This is a genomic window from uncultured Roseobacter sp., from assembly GCF_947488185.1.
Taxonomy (GTDB): Bacteria; Pseudomonadota; Alphaproteobacteria; order Rhodobacterales; family Rhodobacteraceae; genus Roseobacter.
This window is the reverse complement of record NZ_CANKYM010000004.1, coordinates 319,552-338,729: the sequence shown is the minus strand read 5'-3', so window position 1 is coordinate 338,729 and position 19,178 is coordinate 319,552. Positions and strand designations below refer to the sequence as shown.

Below are 19,178 nucleotides of genomic sequence, written 5' to 3'. Positions count from 1 at the left end.
CCTCAGATGATTTCCGTTGGGGGGCCGAACCGGTTGATCAGGCGCTCCATGATCTGATCACGCGCCTGCCGGTAGCTGGCGAGTTTCGCCTCACGCCCTTCCCCCAGACCTGTAGGATCCAGGATCGGCCAGTATTCGACCTTGAGGTGATAAAACCGCGTAAGGTCCAGAGCCCTACGTTGCGAGGCGGGGCTGAGGGCGATGACAAGATCAAAGGACCCTAGATCATCGCCCCAGTTCTCCATCTCGTCGAAACTACGGCTGCGGTGGCGGGACAGTTCGACATCCAACTCCTGGCAGACCGCGATGGAAAACCCGTCTATCTCCATATCATTGGTCACCCCGGCGGACTGCACGTAGGTGCCTGTCCCATAGAGCTTTTTCATGATCCCTTCGGCCATGGGAGAGCGCACAGCGTTATGGTCGCAACAAAACAGAACCGACCCTGGCAGCTCGTCGTCCATTCAGCCTCCGAAATGCAGCACGCAGATCAGCGTAAAGAGACGGCGGGCGGTGTCGCTGTCCACCTCGACCTTGCCCTCCAGACGTTCCTGCAGCACCCGACTGCCTTCATTGTGGATGCCGCGCCGGGCCATGTCGATGGTTTCAATCTGGCTCGGCGGCAGTTTCTTCACCGCCTCGAAATAGCTTTCACAAATCTGGAAGTAATCTTTGACGACCTGCCGAAAGGGTCCCAGCGAAAGATGAAATTCCGCCGCCTTTTCGGCCTCTTCGGTGTTCACATCAAAGACCAGCCGCTTTTCACGGATGGCAAGCCCCACGTGGTACGGCCCGTCGGGTACCGCGCGCCCGTCGCGCTGCGGCAGCACAAAGCTGTTGTCTTCCAACAGATCGAACATCGCCACGCGACGCTCCTGTTCGATCTCGGGGGTTGCCGGGGGCAACCCGGCATCATCAAGGACGATGTGTGAAATGCGGGACATGATACGGATTCTTTACACGAACAAACAACTGGAGATGCTTAGCGCAGGTTCGCCGCCAAGGGCAACACGCAAGAGGGCGTGGTCAGTCGTTCAGTTTCTGCAGACGCGCCGTCACCGATAACCCGTGCGCTTCGAGGCTTTCCGTCTGCGCAAGCGTTTCCGCTGCGGGACCAATGCTGCGCAGGGCGCCCGGCGTCATCCGGGCAAGCGTCGTGCGCTTCATGAAATCCAGTACCGAGAGACCGGAGGAAAACCGGGCGGATCGGGCGGTCGGCAGCACATGGTTCGGCCCACCCACGTAGTCGCCGATTGCCTCCGGTGTCCATTGCCCAAGAAAAATGGCCCCGGCATGGGTGATCCGGGCGCTCAATGCCTCCGGGTCCGCCACGCAAAGCTCCAGATGCTCGGGCGCGATGCGATCGCTGAGGAATGCCGCCGTTTCCAGATCGGGCACCGTTATCACCGCCCCGAAATCACGCCAGCTCGCACCTGCAATGGCGCGCCGTTCCAGCGTTTCCAGCCGCGCATCCACGGCAACCGCCACAGCCTGGCCAAAAGACGCATCGGTGGTGAGCAGGATCGACTGCGCGCTTTCGTCATGTTCCGCCTGACTTAGCAGATCGAGCGCGATCCAGTCGGGATCATTGTCGCCATCCGCAATCACCAGAATCTCAGAGGGCCCGGCGATCATATCAATGCCGACCTTGCCAAAGACGCGACGCTTGGCAGCGGCAACAAAGGCATTGCCCGGCCCGGTGATTTTATCCACGGGCGCAATGGTTTCGGTCCCATAGGCCAGGGCTGCCACGGCCTGCGCCCCGCCGATGCGGTAAATTTCATCGACACCGGCAAGCTCTGCTGCGGCCAGCACCAGCGGGTTCAACACGCCATCAGGCGCCGGAACCACCATCGCCAGACGCGGCACGCCTGCCACCTTTGCTGGAATCGCATTCATCAAGACCGAGGACGGGTAAGACGCCAGCCCCCCCGGCACGTAAAGTCCGGCCGCGGCAACCGGGGTCCACCGCCACCCGAGGGTCGCCCCGGTTTCATCTGTCCACTCCGCGTTCTCGGGTCGCTGACGCTCGTGATAGGCACGAATCCGGTCGGCTGCCAGCATCAGCGCCACGCGCTGATCTTCGGGAATCCCAGCAGCGGCCTCTGTCACCTCATCCTCGGAGATGCGCAGCGTCTCGGCGGTGAGCGCCAAACGGTCGAACTTCTCGGTCAGCGCGATCACTGCGGCATCCCCCTCGGCACGGACCCGCGCGATGATCTCTGCCACCGTGTCGTCCACATCCGGGCTATCCTCGCGCTTTGCGGTCAGCAGCTTTTGAAAAGCAGTTTCGAAATCGGCGTCTGTGGCGTTCAGGAACACGGGCATTAAAAGGACCTTAAAGGAACGGGCCGAAAGCCACGGCCTCCGGTCGAGATTTATCTGGGGTCGAAGGACATCAGGCCGGGTGGTCGGGCGTCTTCTTTGACGGAGCCATATAGGGTTTCGTCACATCTTTCAAAGTGACCTCCAGCGCCTCGACACTGAGACGAATGGCTCCATCGCCCGCGAGCGTGAGTTCGATATGGCCCGCCGGTGCGTCGGTTTCAGAGAACGTAACGGACAGCAGCGACAAAACAGTTTCGGCATCCTTGCGGTCAATGCCATTACTGGCCACACCTGTGACCGTCTCGAACACCAATAGGGACTGCACCCGTTCCGGCGCCGTCCCTCTGGCGGGCCCCTCTTCCCAGCGGAAGCGGTTCAAAAGCACCGCAAACCGGTTGGCCTGCCGGTCCCAGCGCATTTCCTGCGCCGGAAAAACCGCATCCTGGGTCAGCGCGGAAATGACCGAAAGGTCATCCGCATCCATAGCGCCCAAGTTGAGCGGTGCTTCACGGCCATCTTCAAATCGTGCGTCGGTCATGTCTCGGAAATCCGCTCGATATTGGCGCCCACACCGGAAAGCTTGGCCACCACATGTTCATATCCCCGATCAAGGTGGTACACCCGACCAACCCGGGTTTCCCCTTCGGCGGCCAGCCCTGCCAGGATGAGCGAGACCGAGGCGCGCAGATCGGTCGCCATCACCGGCGCCCCTTTGAGCTTTTCCACACCCGTCACGGTTGCCGTGCCGCCGTGCACCTCGATATCCGCGCCCATCCGCATCAGCTCAGGCGCATGCATGAACCTGTTTTCGAATATCTTTTCTTCCAGAACCGATGTGCCACGGGCCGTGCACAACAGCGCCATCATCTGGGCCTGCAGATCCGTGGGGAACCCGGGGAACGGTTCTGTCGTCACATCAACCGCGTTGATGTCACTCCCGCGCCTTTTGACGGACAACCCATCCTGCGTCTCGGTCACATCAATGCCGGCGGCGTCCAGTTTTTCGCAAAACGCCTCGACAAGGCCAAGCCGCCCGCCCAGAAGCTCGACCTCGCCCCCGCAGATCGCCGGGGCCAACATATACGTACCTAACTCGATCCGGTCGGTGACCACCGTATGCGTCGCGCCACCCAGCCGGTCGACCCCTTCAATGGTGATGATCGAAGTGCCTTCCCCCGCGATACGCGCGCCCATCGCGCGCAGACATTGCGCAAGGTCGACGATTTCCGGCTCCCGTGCCGCATTGTTGATCACGGTTGTGCCTTTGGCCAGCGTCGCGGCCATCAGCGCGTTCTCGGTGGCGCCGACGGAGGCGAATTCGAAATCAACTTTGCCACCTGTCAGGCCCTTGGACGCCTTGGCATGGACATAGCCGTCCTTGAGCTCCAGCTCCGCGCCCATTGCTTCCAGCGCCTTGAGGTGCAGATCGACAGGCCGCGCGCCGATGGCACAGCCACCGGGCAGAGACACAACCGCATGCCCCATGCGCGCCAGCATCGGCCCCAAAACGAGGATCGAGGCGCGCATCTTGCGCACGATGTCATAATGCGCGGTGTGGTTGTTGATGTCGTGGCTGGAAAGAGCAATCACCTGCCCGCCCTGCAGGGAGGTCACTTCCGCCCCCAGAGACTGCAAAAGCTGGGTCATCGTCTTGATATCGCTGAGACGCGGCGCATTGATGAGCGTCAGCGGCTCTTCGGTCAGCAAGGTCGCGGGCATCAGGGTGAGGCAAGCGTTCTTCGCCCCCGCAATGGGGATTTGCCCGCTCAGCGGGCCGCCGCCTCTAACAAGAATGGAATCCATGCGCCTATGCGTCCTTTTCTGGTCCGGCCGGAGCCGAAGTGCCTGTGTTTGCCCCTTGGTCCTGAGCCCGCGCGCGGGCCTGGGCCTTGCGTCGGGCAAGGTTTGCCTTCAGCGCGGCTTTGAGCCGATCTGCGCGCGCATCATTCGCCTTGGCGGAATCTTTGGGGTCTGCTTTCTGTGCCATGGCGCTTGTCTATCGCAGGTGGCACAAAGCGTCCAGATTGGGCTTGCGCCGCTGCGGGTTTGGGTCTAATCACCCCATCGATCGGCGCTGCTGTAGCTCAGAGGTAGAGCACTCCCTTGGTAATGGGTGGGTCCATTCCAAAATTGAGTGTTCGAACAGTGAGTTGGCAGTGTGGAGGAAAAACTAGTAGGGCTATTGTCAGAAAGCCCGAAATTGGTAGGCTGCTGTAGCTCAGGGGTAGAGCACTCCCTTGGTAAGGGAGAGGTCCGGAGTTCAAATCTCCGCAGCAGCACCACTAACCATCTGCTTCTACACAATCCCGTAGCCCGACCACTTGAGACGACGAGGGGGCAACAACGGCCCAAAGCTGCCGTTGGCCGTTTCGAAATTTGCTGTGGTTAAGCTTCCCTGTATCGGACATCCAAGGACGCACGCAGGGTGGCCATTCAAGCTAACGCCAACCAATCCTTTGGGGGTCAGTTTTGCTCAGAAGTAAACTGTTCCTAACTGTGCAGTCTTAGGATCGCTTCCACGACGCGTCGGGCACCTACGATGGGGTTGACCGAGTTGATCGTCGTGGGAAGCTCCACGCAGAAGGTAACCGACTGAGCATCCACATGCTGATGAGCAATGATGTCATCGCGCCGCAGGACCTCGACGGCTGAGTCTGCCATATCGTACCCGCGGACGAAGGTCAGGCTAAAGTTAGTGGCAAAAGGTGCTTCGTTGGCCATGGTGGCATGCTCGTATCCAATGCCAGATTCAGTGCCGTAAACAGACACACGCGTAAGGAACTCGTCGACCAAGCCACTATGGTCAAGCCCAGCGGCGACACCAAGCCCATGGAGACGTCCGATATTTGGGTGCCTTCCAGCGACGGGGATCTCACCTCAGGATGCGAATATGCCAGATGGAAATGAAGAAATCGCTGCCAATGCGGATCAAAGTTCCGATCCGGCCAAGGGACCTTCGCGCAGAGAACGCATTCTGACAAATCTGGCGTTCCTGAGGTCCGGGCTGCTGAGCGCGGTTGCCGTTCTGGCGGTCGTCGCCATGCTGGTTGTCGCCATTCGAGACCTGACCCGCGCGCCGATTGTTCTTGAAGAGATCGGAGTTACGACCTCCCTGAGCCAAGAGGGGTACACGGGCCTTGTCGCCTCGAACATGCTTTGGGACGCCATCGAAGAGATCAGGAGCTTTACTGGCGACAGCAAGCAGAACGTACGCATCCAGACGGCATCACGCCAGCTGGACGTGGTTGAGCCGGGTTCAGGCTTGTCCCTACAGCGGATAACGAAGGTCTTGCGGTCGCTTTTCAACCTGCCGCAAACGCGCATCGCCGGGGAGTTTGTCTGCTTGGAAAGCACCTGTGCCCATGACGACATGTCTCTCAGAATTCGAATTTTTTCAGGTGACGGTACGCGTGTCATCTCCGCCGGAGCCATAGATGGCCGGACAATGGAGGAATATTTCCATGACACCGCCCTGCACCTGCTGGAAGAGGAGATCGATCCTCTGGTCGCGGCGCGGTATTACTATTTCGACACCTCGGACGACTGGAGCGTCTACGCCGTCAAAATCTCGACGGAACTGTTGCTGCAGCGGGGGGAGACTGCTGAAGAAGCCGCAACCCTCTTGGGATTTGCCGCACTGGACCGACAGGAATACGACCAGGCCCTGGCATACAGCGAAGCGGCGATTGCCGTTGGAGATGAGGCACGACAGCAACAAGGCGTCTGGTCACGCAGAAAGGATGACTGGAATGCGGTCAGAGCGCAGTCTCTTTTTCTGAAAGGGCAGGTCCTCTCGGAAAAAGGATACTTCTTTGAGCAAGACGAGATGCAACTGCAGGCGATGGATCTCTTTGAGCAAGCGGCAGCGCTCGCGCCTGACTACGGGTTTATCCGGACGGCGCAGGCCCGCACCATGGAGGACCTTGAGCAATATGATGACGCCATTGCGTTTTATCAAATGGCGGTGGAAGTGGACAAACTCGACCCCTACGCATGGAGCGAATTGGGCCGTGCATTGCTGGCGGCCGACGCACCGGATGAGGCGGCGGAGAATTTCAGAATCGCCAAGAGCCTTGCACCTGATGATCCTTTTCTGGTGCGCTACCACGCCACGGATCAGGACATCGACGACGCCTTGGCGGACGCCAGGCTGTGGGCTAAGGATGCACCGCAGGACCCCCAAGCCTGGGGCTTCTGGTTGGATGTCCTGGATGAGAAGCTCTATTTGGGTGATGAGACTTCATGCGATCGCCCGTATGGATCTGTGGCCAAATTGCAGACAACAGCCAATGCGATTGCGCCATTTGAAATGCGCGAAGACGCAGATGCATTCGCGCAAAACGTTTGTGGTTGGACGGATTAATCGCTGCGCCCTCGTGGCATCCCCCCTCAGCTTCACCGAAAGAACCGAACCGTTTTGCTCTTGGCTCACCCCTCGCGGGAAAAGGCAGGGGGAACGTAGTCGACCTATCGCTACAACGGGAATGACCAAGATTTTTTACTTCCGGGTGGGGTGTTCAAAGTATGTATTTAACCACTTGACTAATTAACTTAATGGTTAAATAAAAACCCATGACCGACAGCGACCAACTCGACGCGGCATTTGCTGCATTGGCCCACCCGACGCGGCGCGCGATCCTTGCCCGGCTGGTGCAGGGTAAGGCGACGGTCAACGACCTTGCTGAACCCTTCGACATGTCTCTGCCAGCGATCTCCAAGCACATCAAAGTGCTGGAAGAAGCGGGCCTGATCAAACGCGGCAGGGATGCCCAGTTCCGCCCCTGTACGCTCGACACAAAGCCCCTCGAAGCAGTTGCCAGCTGGACCGATCAATACAGACACATCTGGGAAACGCGCTTTGACATGATGGGCAAGCTACTGAATGACTTGAAGGATACACCAAATGACTGATCAGCAGGAATGGGTGCGCATTGAACGGGACTTTGACGCCTCGATCGATATGGTCTGGCGGATGTGGACGGATCCGAATCTGTTCAAGCAATGGTATGGCCCCAAAGGCATGTCCGTTCCGACCGCCGAGATGAATGTGGCCCCCGGCGGCACGCGGAAAATCTGCATGGCCATGCAGAGCCCCGAGCGGTCAATGACGATGTGGTTCACCGGCGTCTACAAGGAAATCGATCCGCCACACCGGCTCGTCTATACGGAAAGCATGTGCGACGCGGATGGCACGATCATACCGCCGCAAAGCATGGGCATGCCTGACAACTTTCCCGATATCACCGAAGTGATCGTGGAGTTGACGGAAGTCGGTGGCAAAACCCGAATGGTCATGGTGCATGTCGGTGTCGAAGAAGGCACGGCAGGCGCTGGTGGATGGCACCAGGCTTTCGACAAGCTTGAGGAATTGATCGACACAGCGGGCTGATCAGGGCGCTACGCCTTGCGGTTCTTATGCGGGTATTCGTGTCGCTTGAGAAAATCCAAGGCCACGGCGTTCGAACGATCAGCGATCTGGATGCTGCGGCGTTTCAATCCGTGCGCGTCTGATCTGGCGTGGCGTTCCCAGACAAGAATCAATCAGGAGACTATCATGCGTGATCTTGCAATCTTGACTTTCGTAACGCTTGACGGGGTCATGCAGTCCCCCAGCATGGCTGAGGAAGACCCTAGCAATGGCTTTGCGCAGGGGGGCTGGGCGGCGCCCTTTTGGGAAGAGACCATGCCGCATGTCGCGGCGACAGCCATGGCAATGCCCTATGACATCCTCTTCGGACGCAACACCTATGACATCTTCGCCGGGCATTGGCCAAGCGCGCCTAAATCGGACCAGTCGGACCAGCTTAACCTGGCGCAAAAGCATGTTGTGACGTCACATCCGGACCCTCTGACCTGGCAGAATTCCCATCCAATCACGGGCAATGTCGTGGAGGCCATTCGGGAACTGAAGCGCCAAGACGGCCCGCTTTTGCAGGTGCATGGCAGCGCACGGTTGATCCAGACACTACTGGCCAATGACCTGATCGATGAGTTTCGACTATGGACGTTTCCGGTCGTGGTCGGCACGGGCAAAAGACTGTTCGAAACAGGGACCAAACCGGTCGTACTTGCGCACGTGAGGTCAGAGACCCTTGGCAACGGGGTAGTTGGGCAAACGCTAAGGTGTGCTTAGCGTTTCGCGCGTGTGGTTAGGCCCGGAACGGCTCGATCTTATCCGCCGACAGCGCGTAGCCGATTTCAGCCAGTTGCGTTGAAACGGCCGACACGCCGAACATGCCAGTCACATTGATAGCCTCGAAGAGGCCTGCGCTTTCATACGGCTGCTGCGTGGTAACGAACACCAACTGATTGGCAGGCGGTGGTGGCACGTGCACGCAGGCCCCGACATAAGGCACCAGAATGAAGGCCACGACACCGGTTCCGCGGTGTTCGATGGGCACCATGAACCCAGGAATACGGACGATGTGACCATTCCAATCCGTTCTGACACCGCTGGAGGCGGGTTGCTGACTGGCAAGGGGTGCCGCGTCATGATCCACGATGCCGCGCAGGAAGGTCGGAATGGCCGTTTCATTCTCGGGCAACAGATCGACCCAGTCCAGATCAACAAAATCCTCAGCCACCGCAGCCTGCGGCAGGCAGACACCGGCTGCGAGACCCGCGAGAACCGTGCGCCTTTGCAGCAGCCCCCTCACCATTCATAGGCCTCCATCTCATCGGCCACGATGGCATAGCCGGTCTGCCCCAACTCGGTGGATTGCAGCTGCGTGTGCATTGTGCCCGTTACCCAGACCGCGTCCCAAAGCTGGTTACCCGGCCAGTAGCTGTCGGCATTGACCATCACCAGTTGATTGGCGGGGGGCGGCGGCGTGTGGATACAAGCCCCGACATAGGGCACCAAGATGAAATCCTTCACGCCCTTGGCACTGAAATCAAGCGGGATGATGTAGCCGGGCATCCGCACATAGGCGCCATTCAGCGTCTCGTTCAACTTTGTCGCATTGGCGTCGTAGATCGGGTTCCACGTGTCATTGATCACGTCGATCTCCCCCTCCCCGATGATCTCGGAGTAGGGGATGCCGGGCGGGATCAGATCATCCCACATCACCTCTTTCGGCGCAGCGGCCAAGGTCGACGTCGGCAGAAGGGCGGAAGCCGAGAAAAGGGTAAGCGCGGATCTGCGGTTCAGCATTTCAACCTCACGTCATGTGTCACGTTTTGACCATCATACCATCGGCGAGCGACATGCGGTAGGCGCGCACAGCAGGAACCATGCTCACAATCGCGCCAGCACCGACAACCGCCAGTATCACCCATAGCTCCTGCAGCGACGGCGCGGTGACAGGCAGCCACAGACCAAAGGCGCTGTCGATCATCGGTTGCGCGACGCTCAGACCCGCGTAGAGCAGCGCAAGACCAAGAAGCGCGCCAAGGGCCGCCATCAGCATCGCCTCCAGCACTAGCAACCCCAGGATCGTTGTGGGCCGCGCGCCCATCGCCCGGAAAATCGCCATCTCGCGGCGGCGTTCGTTCAGGCTAGAAAAGATCGTCGCCATCATGCCGATCAACGCGGTGACCACCACCATCGCAGAGACCGCGAGCAAGGCGGTCTCGGCAACGCCCACAATCCCCCATAGCTCCTGCAGGGCCACGCCGGGCAGCACAGCCAGCAACGGTTCCTGCCGGTATTCGTTAATCGCGCGTTGCAGGGCAAAAGTCTGCAACGGGCTCTCAACGCCCACCAGCGCCGCCGTAATGGCCTTGGGCGTCAGTTCCATCTGCCGGATGACATCGACCGGGGTGATCTGCCCCGGGATCTGCGCGCCGCTGCGCCAATCCACATGAATGGCCTCGATCGCTTCCATGCTGACGATCACCGTGCGGTCTACCGGCGTGCCGGTTTTGGCGAGGATACCAGAGATGCGAAACGGCTGGTTCTTGTGCTCGGAGAAGGAGGCAAGACCATGCGCAACCACGATGGGATCACCGACGCTGTAGCCCAGGGTTGCCGCCACATCGGCGCCGATGACCGTATCAAAGAGGTCCTCCATGATGACGCCGTCCGCTGTCTCCAGCGATCTGCCCTGACGGTACTTATAGTGGTCAAAAAAAGCCCGCGTCGTGCCCATTACCCGGAACTGCCGGTGACTGTCGCCCAGCGAGATCGGCACGATCCACTCTACATCCGGACGCGTCGCGATGTCCTGATAGCTTTCCCAGCTCACGTTGTTCGTCGCGTTGCCGATGCGGAACACCGAGTAGAGCAGCAGTTGTACGGACCCTGACCGCGCCCCGACGATCAGATCGGTGCCGGAGATCGTATCGGCAAAGCTTTCCTTGGCGCCGGTCCGCACCTTTTCCACAGCCAGAAAGAGGGCCACGGACAGGGCGATCGCAAGGATCGTCATGCCCACGGTCAGAGCCCGCGCGAAGAGCGAGGCGATGGCCAGTCGCAGGATCATGCAGCGACCCGATGAACGCTGGCGATATCTTCCATCCGCACCACCCGGTCAAACCGATCTGCAAGACGCGGATCATGGCTGACCATCAGCAGCGAGGCCTTGTTTGCAGCGGTTTGTTGAAACAGCAGATCCAAAAACACCGCCTGGCTGTCGGCATCCAGCGCCGATGTGGGTTCATCCGCGATGATCAGCGGGGGCTGACCGATCAGTGCCCGTGCCACCGCAACGCGCTGCTGCTGCCCGACACTCAGCGTGTTGGCGCGGTGGCCGAGAATCTCTCCGGGCAAGCCAAGTGCGGTGCAGAGTGTGGCCGCAGTGGCCTTCGCATCCCCCGCCCGCTTGCGTCGCTCGGGCGCGAAACGGAGTGGCAACAGGATGTTGTCGATCACCGTACCAAACGGCAGCAGATTGAACTGCTGAAAAATAACACCAATCTGCTCCGCCCGGAATCTGTCGCGCGCGCCGTTCGACAGCGTGGTCAAATCCGCACCCGCAATATGTACCTGCCCGGCATCCGGCAGCATTGTGCCGCAAATGAGCGACAGGAGCGTGGATTTACCCGACCCGCTTTCGCCCAGCAGCAGCACCGTTTCACCCGCATTCATGGCGAAATCCGGCACCGACACGGAAAACCCCGACCGCCCGCGCCAGCGAAAGTCGACAGTCACAAGATGCAGAATGGCATCCGTCACATCAAAACAGGCTCCGCAGGCCCAGTGTCGGAGCATCGCGTTCGACCTCAAATGCTTGCGCGCCGGAACCTGCGATGACCTGCACCTCAAGTTCGCGGGCATTCTCGAACGTGTCGAAATAGGCAAAACTGATCTCGGTCAGCGCCGTCGGATCAGCGCAGGTCAGCGTGTATTCCGCATGGAACTCCGAGTGGCCAGCCTCTTCTGCGTGTTCTGTATGATCAGAGTGTTCCGCGTGGTCTTCATGGCCGGAATGCTCCGCATGGTCGTCGTGATCCTTATGCGCGTCATGGTCATGGTCGTCGTGGGCCTGCTCGCTTTCGAGCTCCGCACTGGCCTGTGTCACCGAACAGGCCGCCGCTGCGGGCAGAACGAACAGGTCGAGCGGGCGGGCAAGCGTTGCGACCGCCGCATCGACGGCAGCGCGATCTGCCTCGCTTTCCGCAGCATACTCGAACCCGACAATATCCGCGCCGGGCGCATGGAACTCCATCGCGACGGTCGTGCCGTCAATGGCGATGTTCAAAGCGCCGACCCCGTGTTCATGGGCATCAAGCTGGCGCGTGTCTTCCGCCAGAGCCGGGGCGGCATTGACCGCAAGAAGCAAAAGGACTGTCCGTTTCATGTCATTCTCCGCTGTTACTGGTTTGAGATTTGATCAGGCGGCGCAGATCCCGCACCGCCCGTGGATTTCAACGATGTGCCGATCCGCATGGAAAGCGCTGGATGCGGTGAGCGTCGTCAGTTTTGGCAAGAGCGCGCTGCCGTCATGCTCTTCGACCGATCCGCAGTCCTCGCAGATGGCAAGCACCGGGACGCTTTCGACGTGGTCACAGCGACAAGGCACGAAAGCCTTGATGGATTCGAGCCGGTGCGCACGTCCCTGATCCGTCAGGGCCGACAATGTCCGGTACACCGTCGGCGGCGCGATATCCGGCTCATCCGCCTGCAGCATCTCAAGGATCTGGTAGGCGGTCATGGGCTTTTCACAACCGCGCAAGACGGTGAGAACGTCATCCTGCCGCGCCGTTGCCCGCTTTCTCATCAGAACCTCTCCGGTATTTCCAATTTTGTTATTTTATAAAGTAACAAGACGCAACGGGCAAATTCTGCGATCGGCTGATCACCGCAGACACGCCCGAAACGCCCCTTGATGAACCGCCCTCCTGATGGGCCAAGGCATGCAGATATTCGACGTTAAACCAACCCGGCGAACCGGCTGGGCATCTTGTAGAGCTTCGTTGTTCGGGCCTTACCCCAGATGTAACTGTCGGTATATTTTTCGCGTTGCCGCAACATGTTCGCGCGGAACTCAGGCAGTCGGATATCTTCGTCGGCAAGGGCAAATTCGTCGCGCAGGGACTGGTAGGAGGCAAGCGTTTTGTTCCGGCGGATGGTGTCGATGTTATCAGGGTCCTGCGGGGCCGCGTCATCCATCAGGCCATTCTGCTGCTGCGTTCTGGCGATGATGTCGGTCATGTCGCAAAACTTGAGATGCACCAGATAGAGATCATCGGACAGCGTACGCAGTCCAAGGTTGTTGCGATGCCCGCCCGGACCAAAGAAAACGGGTGCGCGCACCAGAATCGGTTTGCTGTACACTCTGCTGGGATAGAAATAGCGCCGCCGTGACAAAATCGTTTCATCGTCCAGAATGGGTAGTTTTTCTTCCTCGGGCACGTGCACGATGTTCAGCCCGAGCGGGCTGATACTGGTCGGAGCCGCGGAGATATCCGGGAACTTCTGATCGAGATAGCGGACGAGGGAGGGCGCAACATCAGGGTCCACGACCACCATCTCGTCAATGTCAGTGACCAGCATCCAGTTGTAGTAGTTCAGGTAGCCGCTGGCGAAATGGCTCATCATTCTCCACCGGCGCGCATCGAACTTCACAATTTCCGCGTCACGCGGAACCCCGATGACATTTGCGCCCTTGGCTATTTCATGATGCTGGGGATCGTTCCCGTGGCTAAAAAGGAAAAGGTTTTCGACACCAACCTGCGCTCCGTAGTAGTCGTACCACCGTTTCAGCATGGCATAGTCTCCAAAGACCATCCCAACGACACCCAGTGGACGTTTCGAGTTGTCCATACCGATCCCTCAGGCTTTGCCGCACTGTCCGATCAGCGGCCTATTCCAGTTCATATTCCATCCCATACTCCGTCGTACATGAAATCCACGCGTCCTGCATTTCTGGAAACGCCGGATGCTCCGGCCCGAGATTCTTCAGGTTCCAGATATCATCCGTCAGATCGAAGAGTTGTGTGCTGCCGTCCATGTACCGCGCGAACCTGTAGTTATTCTTCCGGATCGACACATTGTCATACCGAAACGTGGGAATTGCGCGGTCTGGACCGGTCGCCCCCAGCACCTGTTCGCGCAACGATCGTCCAACCGTGTTTGTCAGCGGCGCGACACCGGCGTAATCCAGAACGGTTGGCCCCACATCGAGCAATGCGACCGGATCGTCGACAACCCTTGGCCCGTCGCTATCCGGGTCGTAAATGATCAGTGGAATACCGGCGGATTGCTCCCAAATGGTGCTTTTGTAGAATCGGTTGCGCGCGCCGAGAAGAAAGCCGTGATCTGTCAGGATCACGACGACCGTGTTTTCCGCAAACCTTGAGGCCTGAAGTGCATCCCATACCCGACCAAGATGGTAGTCTCCGTGACTGAGGCCGGAAAAGTAATTGCGCACGTTGTATCGCCACCAGTCTTCGTCTCCCGACACCAGGGCGGGCGTCTGCGGCCAGTTTTCATCCGTATAGGCGTGATCATCAAACCCATCGCGCCAGGCCTCCGGCTGGTTAAAATTGTTCACATCGTACATGTCCTTGAAACGGGCGGGCGTGAAACGAGGGCCGTGCGGGCTAAAGAAACCGACTTCCCGGTAAAAGGGTTCGTCACCTTCAAAGGAGTGCAGAAACTCAATTGCGGCATTGGCGGATTTGGCATCGTAGTAGATGTCGTCGTCTTTTGGGTCGGTTGTTGACCATCCGCCACGGATTCCTTGGTAGCGTCGCTTGGCGACGTCAGGTGGCAAGGAAAAATCACTGCCAAAACGTTTGCGCTCATCGGAGTACAGCACGTCATGGATAGGTTTCGGCAGCGGGCCATACCCGTGGTGCACTTTCCCGCCAGACGAGCAGAAATATCCGTTTTCCTTCAGTTTGTAGGACCAGATGTCCTTTGGGCCCACCTTTTGAAACACATCGATGTTGTTGTTGAAAAGGCCCAGTTGATGGGGCGTACGTGCGCTCATCAGGCTGGCACGGGAAGGACCACATATCGGCGCCTGACAATATGCGGATCTAAACTGCGTCGCCGCCCCGGCGATCCGGTCCAGGTTCGGAACCTGAAGTGGCTCACCAAAGACCGAACGATAGTGATGATAGGCAAAGCAGTCGTCAAAGCTGATCAGCAGGATGTTTTTCCGCGTCGTTTGCGTCATCGTAAGACAATCCAGTACCAGTGCCCAAGGTCGTATGCGAACTGCGCCGCCACAAGACTACTCCATCATCCGTCTAAACATAGTGACTTTGGACCACCGGCAGTGGGTCTCCCGCGCGCGCCTGCTTTTGAACCACGTAGAAGATGAACTGAGGGTTCTGATAGCGATGCTCCCCGCCCCTCGACCGGCTGGTGGGGTCTTCGATCACCCTCGGCGGCTCCCTGCCCGCACGATCAAATGTCCAGCACCCCAGCATCTTGTACCCCATGCTCGCCACCCAGTATCGCCACGGAATATCTGGACCAATCTGGTAGAAGCCATGGCCAAACCACCCATCAGAGCCGACGCAAGAAACAAAGATACCGTTTTCCGCCAGCAGTTGATCCACGTTGCGAAAGGACTGAGCGATATCGAAGACATGCTCCGTTGTGCCACCGTCATAGACCAGATCGAACCGACATTTCAGATCATCCCCGAGGGGCAGGCTCAGATCGTGAATGTATTCCGCGCCTTCTGCATCCGTGAAATCGAGGCTTTCCAATTTTGGCCAGCCAATCGTTTCTAGATAGGTTTCGCAAAAACCATCCGGCTGAAAGATGTTTTCGGGGGTTGCATTGATCCCTAGCCGATCAAGGTTTCCGATCAGCCGCGGCGTCCAGCCACGTGGGTTAAAGTGCATCTTTTGTCGCCCGAGCATGACACCATTCCGGCACTCGGACAGCAGGGGCGCAATCCGGGCGAGTTGCGTAGCGATATTTATGCTGATGCCCATGGCACATTCTATTCCGGTTGTTGGCGCAAAATGGCTTCGGTCGCGCACAGCAAGGCTCATCTTCGCCCTAGCGCACAAATTCTTTTCATACGGCCTGCGCCGCGCGACAAGGGCGCCCTCAAGAAAATCGCTCAACGCGGTAAAATGGCCATAGAGATCGAAAGAGCTTTGCGACGAAGAACAAGTTGCGATCAGCTTGTTGCTGATGCTAGCGTGGCGGCAGAGAACCAGCCCTGCAGGAATTCAAAATGCACAGAAGTTCAAGGCCCGCATCACGTTGATCCGGTTTGCTTTTCCTGCTCTCCCTGACAGATTTTAGGCGATAGAGAGTTCTCCGATGTCACTCACCTTGTTTTTCATCGTCGAGCCACCCGCTTACCAGTATCTGGCATGCTATCTGGCGGCTTCGATCCGGGAAAACATGCCACAGGATGTGAAACTGGTTGGGTACTGTCCCGCCCACCGCATGACGGAGGTCGACCCGAATGCCGTCGAGACCTTGCGGCGGATGCGCTGTGAGGTCCGCCCCATTGATGCTGACGACCGGTTTGATCCCGCCTATCCGCATGGCAACAAGCTTCTGGCTTGTCTTGAACCTCGCGACACGGAATACTCCGGCTTTATGGATTCCGACGTTCTGATGATCCGGGAAAACAGCATCGAAAACCTCGTGAAGCCCGACCATGTATCAGCTTCGGTCGCCGCCTCGATGCACTGGGCTCCACAATCCGTCTGGACGACCATTTACGGTGAGCTGGGCATGGAGCTTCCTGAGGAGCGTGTCACCATGATGCGCGACAGACGCGCGCCTGTGATGCCCTACTACAGCTCGGGTTTTGTTTTATTTCCTGAGGCTTATCGTACTGCCAAGGGTTTGAGTTTTCCGCAGGTCTGGATGGATACGGCTCAGCGGATTGACGCAATAGACGGGTTGCACTGCAAGCGGCCTTATCTAGACCAAATGAGCCTGCCATTGGCCATTCAACGCTCTGGTCTGGCGTGGAATGAGCTGCCGGAAGAGCAGCACTACATTCTGGGCGGACGATTGCGCGGCAAACCCTTTCCCAAGGAGCGCGAGATATTCACGGTCCACTATCGCAAGTGGGAAGTGCTCAAGGAAAACGAACTGTCGGAGCGTGGCTACAAGGGCTTGCGACGGCAGGTGGGCGCCCGCCGGGTCAGCAATATTCGAGACAAGGCCCTACCAGATGGAATTCCGCCGAACCCGGACTACTGATCCTGAAACGATGTCAGAGCGCTTGGATGGGACAGGATGCAAGCACCATGAATAACACCTGTCGGACAGTGCAACGATCAATCGGCTCATCGCTGCGTGTATTGCCGCCACTGATCTTGGAAGTTTGAATTGACCAGCGATGCATCTTCAGCCGCCGAGAAATCCTGCTGCGCGCCAGGTAGGCAAACTGTCTCGGCACAAAGCGTCGCGCAAGCCGTCACCGCCGGAGGCGCGTCTGAAAACTTAGCGACGACACTCATTCGCAACATGGTGCCCCTCAAAGGTGGGTTTTTCATGATGGGTGCGCGAAAATCGCAATACGTGGCTGACTTGGACAGCCCTCAGCGAAAGGTGAAAATTTCCGGGTTTCAACTCTCCCGCACAACGATCACAAACGCCGTATTTCAAGCTTTTGCTCAAGAAACGAGCTACGAGACCACAGCGGAGCGTGAAGGATGGTCCTATGTGTTCGAAGGTTTTCTGAATCCCCGGGAAGACTATTCCGATCATGCGGCTGGCACGCCTTGGTGGCGTCGGGTGGACGGGGCCTGTTGGTCTCACCCTGAAGGTCCGGAAAGTAATATCGCCAATCGTATGGATCATCCCGCCACCCATATCAGTTGGGATGATGCCATGGCCTTTTGCCAATACTCAGGCACCCGCCTGCCAACCGAAGCGGAATGGGAGTATGCCGCGCGCGGCGGTTTGCGCGGCGCGCGGCATCCTTGGGGAAACACCTTAGTCCCCTCTTCCGGTCATGCCCAAAACGTTTGGCAAGGAGATTTCCCTGCAACGGATCTCGCGCTTGATGGCTATCGCGGGACAGCCCCGGTAGAAACATACCAACCCAATGAATTTGGGCTTTTCAATATGACAGGTAACGTCTGGGAGTGGTGTGCTGATTGGTTTGGCGAGTTGCCCAACGGTCCTAAAACGCACCCTCCGCATAACCCGAAGGGTCTATCAACAGGGCCGGGCCGCGTGATCCGAGGAGGATCGTATCTTTGCCACGCCTCCTATTGCGAACGGTATTTTGTGCATTCGCGGACCTGGAATACGCCGGACAGTACCACGGGCCATACCGGGTTCCGTGTCGCGCTTTGATCCGCAGATCCGCGTGTGTCTCTGCGTTCAATCCATGCTCAAAGTGAGAGCTTTGACAAAGCATCATTCTGATCAAGCAGGCAAAAGCAGGTTGTTTTCGCTCTCCAGAACATGCGACCAGATGTACGACCAAAACCTGCGTCACCTATCTCAAAGGGCCGGAGACCGACGGTACCGGGACAAAAATCGAAATTCCAAGGGAGGGAAAAATGAAATTTGCAACCATTCTATTAAGCGCCGTCGTGGCTGTGACGGCGAGCTTTGCCACCGCGCAAGAGCGCGTGACCTACAAGTCGGCCAAATCAACGTCATCCTACTACCAGATGGGCGTGCAGATTGCCGAGGCGATGAAAGAAGGCACGGACGGTGGCGTGATCGTGACCGTCGAGGAAAGCCAAGGTTCCGTCCAGAATGTCATGGAAGTGCGCGCAAGGGGCGCGGATTATGTCTTCACCACACCCCCGGCGCTGATCGGTCTTGCGCAGCAGGGAAAGGCGATGTTCGATGGCAAGAGCGATCCGGCCTTTGACACCATTCGCGCCCTGTTTCCGATCCCCTCGCTGACCATGCATTTCGTGGTATCCGACGCGAGTGGCGTCACCGACTTCAGTGGGTTGGAAGGCAAGACTATCCTGCTTGGCAAGGGATCCTTTGGCGCGCGTGAGGGTGAAAAATATCTTGGACTGTTCGGGCTTGAGGGGAAGGTCGATCTTGCCGAAGTGGAACTTTCCAACGCGGTCGCCGCACTCAAGAACGGTCAGATCGACGGCTTTGTGACTGCCGGATCCTACCCCGCCCCGAATGTCATCGAAGCGGCGGCAACCACCGGTGTGACGGTCCTGTCGCTGGATGACGACCAGATCGGCCAGACAAAGCGCACCAAGCTGGTGATCCCCGCAGGCACCTACGCCGGTCAGGATGACGACATCACCACGACCTCCCTGCCCGTGGCGGCCTTTACCACAATCTCGATGAGCGATGATGTCGCCTATCAGCTGACTAAAACCTTCTGGGAACAGCGCGAAAAGATGGGGGAAGCCGCGCCCTGGTGGAACGGCGTGAACGAAGGTCTCATGAGCAGCATCACCAGCAAGCTGCACCCCGGCGCCATCCGCTATTACAAAGAGATCGGATACGCGCTCACCGACGCGCAAATGTGATCCACCAGCGA

General features: G+C 58.4%; 24 protein-coding genes and 1 tRNA gene. 8 read left to right on the top strand and 17 right to left on the bottom strand.

Annotated elements, in window-relative coordinates; all coding sequences use genetic code 11:
* Positions 1–2: 2 nt before the first annotated feature.
* From Q1A52_RS17410 to Q1A52_RS17385, 6 genes are all read right to left on the bottom strand, one after another.
* A complete protein-coding gene (locus Q1A52_RS17410) occupies positions 3–464 on the bottom strand; it encodes a low molecular weight phosphatase family protein (RefSeq protein ID WP_195819791.1) in 462 nt (153 codons plus the stop codon).
* Entirely contained in the window at positions 465–944 is a 480-nt protein-coding gene (locus Q1A52_RS17405) for a UPF0262 family protein (RefSeq protein WP_300018239.1), read from the bottom strand.
* An 82-nt stretch (positions 945–1,026) separates the two neighbouring features.
* Positions 1,027–2,328: a histidinol dehydrogenase gene (gene hisD / locus Q1A52_RS17400; protein ID WP_300018236.1), complete on the bottom strand. Its 1,302-nt coding sequence runs from the start codon at positions 2,326–2,328 to the stop codon at positions 1,027–1,029.
* Positions 2,329–2,398: 70 nt separating this feature from the next.
* The gene (locus tag Q1A52_RS17395) at positions 2,399–2,866 is read right to left on the bottom strand and encodes a DUF2948 family protein (RefSeq protein WP_300018233.1); all 468 of its coding nucleotides are present in this window, start codon (positions 2,864–2,866) and stop codon (positions 2,399–2,401) included.
* Positions 2,863–4,131, bottom strand: a complete 1,269-nt coding sequence (murA, locus tag Q1A52_RS17390) for a UDP-N-acetylglucosamine 1-carboxyvinyltransferase (RefSeq protein ID WP_300018230.1) — start codon at positions 4,129–4,131, stop codon at positions 2,863–2,865. Before murA ends, Q1A52_RS17395 begins: the two co-directional genes overlap by 4 nt.
* A 4-nt stretch (positions 4,132–4,135) precedes the next feature.
* Positions 4,136–4,315, bottom strand: coding sequence for a hypothetical protein (locus tag Q1A52_RS17385; RefSeq protein WP_229884178.1), 180 nt, complete (start codon positions 4,313–4,315; stop codon positions 4,136–4,138).
* A 220-nt stretch (positions 4,316–4,535) separates the two neighbouring features.
* Between Q1A52_RS17385 and Q1A52_RS17380 the strand changes: the two genes are divergently transcribed.
* Positions 4,536–4,610 (top strand) — tRNA-Thr (locus Q1A52_RS17380).
* 208 nt (positions 4,611–4,818) lie between these two features.
* Here Q1A52_RS17380 and Q1A52_RS17375 read toward each other — a convergent pair.
* Complete coding sequence (locus Q1A52_RS17375; protein WP_300018225.1) at positions 4,819–4,989, bottom strand: hypothetical protein; 171 nt, start codon at positions 4,987–4,989, stop codon at positions 4,819–4,821.
* Between the two features lie 229 nt (positions 4,990–5,218).
* On the opposite strand from Q1A52_RS17375, the gene Q1A52_RS17370 reads away from it, so the two are divergent.
* The 3 genes from Q1A52_RS17370 to Q1A52_RS17360 all read left to right on the top strand — a co-directional run bounded on the left by Q1A52_RS17370 (position 5,219) and on the right by Q1A52_RS17360 (position 7,717).
* Positions 5,219–6,691, top strand: coding sequence for a tetratricopeptide repeat protein (locus tag Q1A52_RS17370; RefSeq protein WP_300018222.1), 1,473 nt, complete (start codon positions 5,219–5,221; stop codon positions 6,689–6,691).
* 209 nt (positions 6,692–6,900) lie between these two features.
* On the top strand, positions 6,901–7,239 hold the full coding sequence (locus Q1A52_RS17365) for a helix-turn-helix transcriptional regulator (protein ID WP_299861193.1): 339 nt from the start codon (positions 6,901–6,903) through the stop codon (positions 7,237–7,239).
* Positions 7,232–7,717 (top strand): SRPBCC domain-containing protein, encoded by a 486-nt coding sequence (locus Q1A52_RS17360; protein ID WP_300018220.1) that lies wholly within the window; start codon positions 7,232–7,234, stop codon positions 7,715–7,717. Before Q1A52_RS17365 ends, Q1A52_RS17360 begins: the two co-directional genes overlap by 8 nt.
* Positions 7,718–7,725: 8 nt before the next feature.
* Here the strand turns inward: Q1A52_RS17360 and Q1A52_RS17355 are convergent, their stop codons facing one another.
* On the bottom strand, positions 7,726–7,869 hold the full coding sequence (locus Q1A52_RS17355) for a hypothetical protein (protein WP_300018217.1): 144 nt from the start codon (positions 7,867–7,869) through the stop codon (positions 7,726–7,728).
* A 13-nt stretch (positions 7,870–7,882) separates the two neighbouring features.
* Between Q1A52_RS17355 and Q1A52_RS17350 the strand changes: the two genes are divergently transcribed.
* Positions 7,883–8,461 carry a dihydrofolate reductase family protein gene (locus Q1A52_RS17350; protein ID WP_300018215.1) on the top strand — a complete coding sequence of 193 codons (579 nt, stop codon included), beginning with the start codon at positions 7,883–7,885 and terminating at the stop codon, positions 8,459–8,461.
* A gap of 16 nt (positions 8,462–8,477) precedes the next feature.
* On the opposite strand, the gene Q1A52_RS17345 is transcribed toward Q1A52_RS17350, so the two are convergent.
* The 9 genes from Q1A52_RS17345 to Q1A52_RS17305 all read right to left on the bottom strand — a co-directional run bounded on the left by Q1A52_RS17345 (position 8,478) and on the right by Q1A52_RS17305 (position 15,666).
* Positions 8,478–8,987 carry a DUF3299 domain-containing protein gene (locus Q1A52_RS17345; RefSeq protein ID WP_300018212.1) on the bottom strand — a complete coding sequence of 170 codons (510 nt, stop codon included), beginning with the start codon at positions 8,985–8,987 and terminating at the stop codon, positions 8,478–8,480.
* Positions 8,981–9,481, bottom strand: coding sequence for a DUF3299 domain-containing protein (locus tag Q1A52_RS17340; protein WP_300018209.1), 501 nt, complete (start codon positions 9,479–9,481; stop codon positions 8,981–8,983). Before Q1A52_RS17340 ends, Q1A52_RS17345 begins: the two co-directional genes overlap by 7 nt.
* Before the next feature lie 19 nt (positions 9,482–9,500).
* The gene (locus Q1A52_RS17335) at positions 9,501–10,751 is read right to left on the bottom strand and encodes an ABC transporter permease (RefSeq protein ID WP_300018206.1); all 1,251 of its coding nucleotides are present in this window, start codon (positions 10,749–10,751) and stop codon (positions 9,501–9,503) included.
* A complete protein-coding gene (locus Q1A52_RS17330) occupies positions 10,748–11,479 on the bottom strand; it encodes an ABC transporter ATP-binding protein (protein WP_300018203.1) in 732 nt (243 codons plus the stop codon). The genes Q1A52_RS17335 and Q1A52_RS17330 overlap by 4 nt, the downstream gene beginning before the upstream one ends.
* A complete protein-coding gene (locus Q1A52_RS17325) occupies positions 11,445–12,068 on the bottom strand; it encodes a DUF2796 domain-containing protein (protein ID WP_300018200.1) in 624 nt (207 codons plus the stop codon). The genes Q1A52_RS17330 and Q1A52_RS17325 overlap by 35 nt, the downstream gene beginning before the upstream one ends.
* A gap of 33 nt (positions 12,069–12,101) precedes the next feature.
* The gene (locus Q1A52_RS17320) at positions 12,102–12,488 is read right to left on the bottom strand and encodes a Fur family transcriptional regulator (RefSeq protein ID WP_195821634.1); all 387 of its coding nucleotides are present in this window, start codon (positions 12,486–12,488) and stop codon (positions 12,102–12,104) included.
* Between the two features lie 152 nt (positions 12,489–12,640).
* Positions 12,641–13,534: a glycosyltransferase family 2 protein gene (locus Q1A52_RS17315; RefSeq protein ID WP_300018197.1), complete on the bottom strand. Its 894-nt coding sequence runs from the start codon at positions 13,532–13,534 to the stop codon at positions 12,641–12,643.
* 40 nt (positions 13,535–13,574) lie between these two features.
* Complete coding sequence (locus Q1A52_RS17310; protein WP_300018194.1) at positions 13,575–14,894, bottom strand: sulfatase-like hydrolase/transferase; 1,320 nt, start codon at positions 14,892–14,894, stop codon at positions 13,575–13,577.
* Positions 14,895–14,967: 73 nt separating this feature from the next.
* Positions 14,968–15,666, bottom strand: coding sequence for a hypothetical protein (locus Q1A52_RS17305; protein ID WP_300018191.1), 699 nt, complete (start codon positions 15,664–15,666; stop codon positions 14,968–14,970).
* A gap of 337 nt (positions 15,667–16,003) precedes the next feature.
* On the opposite strand from Q1A52_RS17305, the gene Q1A52_RS17300 reads away from it, so the two are divergent.
* The 3 genes from Q1A52_RS17300 to Q1A52_RS17290 all read left to right on the top strand — a co-directional run bounded on the left by Q1A52_RS17300 (position 16,004) and on the right by Q1A52_RS17290 (position 19,167).
* Entirely contained in the window at positions 16,004–16,903 is a 900-nt protein-coding gene (locus tag Q1A52_RS17300; protein ID WP_300018188.1) for a hypothetical protein, read from the top strand.
* A 129-nt stretch (positions 16,904–17,032) separates the two neighbouring features.
* Positions 17,033–18,007 carry a formylglycine-generating enzyme family protein gene (locus Q1A52_RS17295; protein ID WP_300018184.1) on the top strand — a complete coding sequence of 325 codons (975 nt, stop codon included), beginning with the start codon at positions 17,033–17,035 and terminating at the stop codon, positions 18,005–18,007.
* 209 nt (positions 18,008–18,216) lie between these two features.
* The gene (locus Q1A52_RS17290; protein ID WP_300018181.1) at positions 18,217–19,167 is read left to right on the top strand and encodes a TAXI family TRAP transporter solute-binding subunit; all 951 of its coding nucleotides are present in this window, start codon (positions 18,217–18,219) and stop codon (positions 19,165–19,167) included.
* Positions 19,168–19,178 lie beyond the last annotated feature (11 nt).

Bases quoted from the DNA above. Each gene is read 5' to 3' on its own strand.
- Q1A52_RS17410 (WP_195819791.1), bottom strand. From the start codon at position 464: ATGGACGACGAGCTGCCAGGGTCGGTTCTGTTTTGTTGCGACCATAAC.
- Q1A52_RS17405 (WP_300018239.1), bottom strand. From the start codon at position 944: ATGTCCCGCATTTCACACATCGTCCTTGATGATGCCGGGTTGCCCCCG.
- hisD (WP_300018236.1), bottom strand. From the start codon at position 2,328: ATGCCCGTGTTCCTGAACGCCACAGACGCCGATTTCGAAACTGCTTTT.
- Q1A52_RS17395 (WP_300018233.1), bottom strand. From the start codon at position 2,866: ATGACCGACGCACGATTTGAAGATGGCCGTGAAGCACCGCTCAACTTG.
- murA (WP_300018230.1), bottom strand. From the start codon at position 4,131: ATGGATTCCATTCTTGTTAGAGGCGGCGGCCCGCTGAGCGGGCAAATC.
- Q1A52_RS17385 (WP_229884178.1), bottom strand. From the start codon at position 4,315: ATGGCACAGAAAGCAGACCCCAAAGATTCCGCCAAGGCGAATGATGCG.
- Q1A52_RS17375 (WP_300018225.1), bottom strand. From the start codon at position 4,989: ATGGCAGACTCAGCCGTCGAGGTCCTGCGGCGCGATGACATCATTGCT.
- Q1A52_RS17370 (WP_300018222.1), top strand. From the start codon at position 5,219: ATGCCAGATGGAAATGAAGAAATCGCTGCCAATGCGGATCAAAGTTCC.
- Q1A52_RS17365 (WP_299861193.1), top strand. From the start codon at position 6,901: ATGACCGACAGCGACCAACTCGACGCGGCATTTGCTGCATTGGCCCAC.
- Q1A52_RS17360 (WP_300018220.1), top strand. From the start codon at position 7,232: ATGACTGATCAGCAGGAATGGGTGCGCATTGAACGGGACTTTGACGCC.
- Q1A52_RS17350 (WP_300018215.1), top strand. From the start codon at position 7,883: ATGCGTGATCTTGCAATCTTGACTTTCGTAACGCTTGACGGGGTCATG.
- Q1A52_RS17345 (WP_300018212.1), bottom strand. From the start codon at position 8,987: ATGGTGAGGGGGCTGCTGCAAAGGCGCACGGTTCTCGCGGGTCTCGCA.
- Q1A52_RS17340 (WP_300018209.1), bottom strand. From the start codon at position 9,481: ATGCTGAACCGCAGATCCGCGCTTACCCTTTTCTCGGCTTCCGCCCTT.
- Q1A52_RS17335 (WP_300018206.1), bottom strand. From the start codon at position 10,751: ATGATCCTGCGACTGGCCATCGCCTCGCTCTTCGCGCGGGCTCTGACC.
- Q1A52_RS17330 (WP_300018203.1), bottom strand. From the start codon at position 11,479: ATGCTCCGACACTGGGCCTGCGGAGCCTGTTTTGATGTGACGGATGCC.
- Q1A52_RS17325 (WP_300018200.1), bottom strand. From the start codon at position 12,068: ATGAAACGGACAGTCCTTTTGCTTCTTGCGGTCAATGCCGCCCCGGCT.
- Q1A52_RS17320 (WP_195821634.1), bottom strand. From the start codon at position 12,488: ATGAGAAAGCGGGCAACGGCGCGGCAGGATGACGTTCTCACCGTCTTG.
- Q1A52_RS17315 (WP_300018197.1), bottom strand. From the start codon at position 13,534: ATGGACAACTCGAAACGTCCACTGGGTGTCGTTGGGATGGTCTTTGGA.
- Q1A52_RS17310 (WP_300018194.1), bottom strand. From the start codon at position 14,894: ATGACGCAAACGACGCGGAAAAACATCCTGCTGATCAGCTTTGACGAC.
- Q1A52_RS17305 (WP_300018191.1), bottom strand. From the start codon at position 15,666: ATGGGCATCAGCATAAATATCGCTACGCAACTCGCCCGGATTGCGCCC.
- Q1A52_RS17300 (WP_300018188.1), top strand. From the start codon at position 16,004: ATGTCACTCACCTTGTTTTTCATCGTCGAGCCACCCGCTTACCAGTAT.
- Q1A52_RS17290 (WP_300018181.1), top strand. From the start codon at position 18,217: ATGAAATTTGCAACCATTCTATTAAGCGCCGTCGTGGCTGTGACGGCG.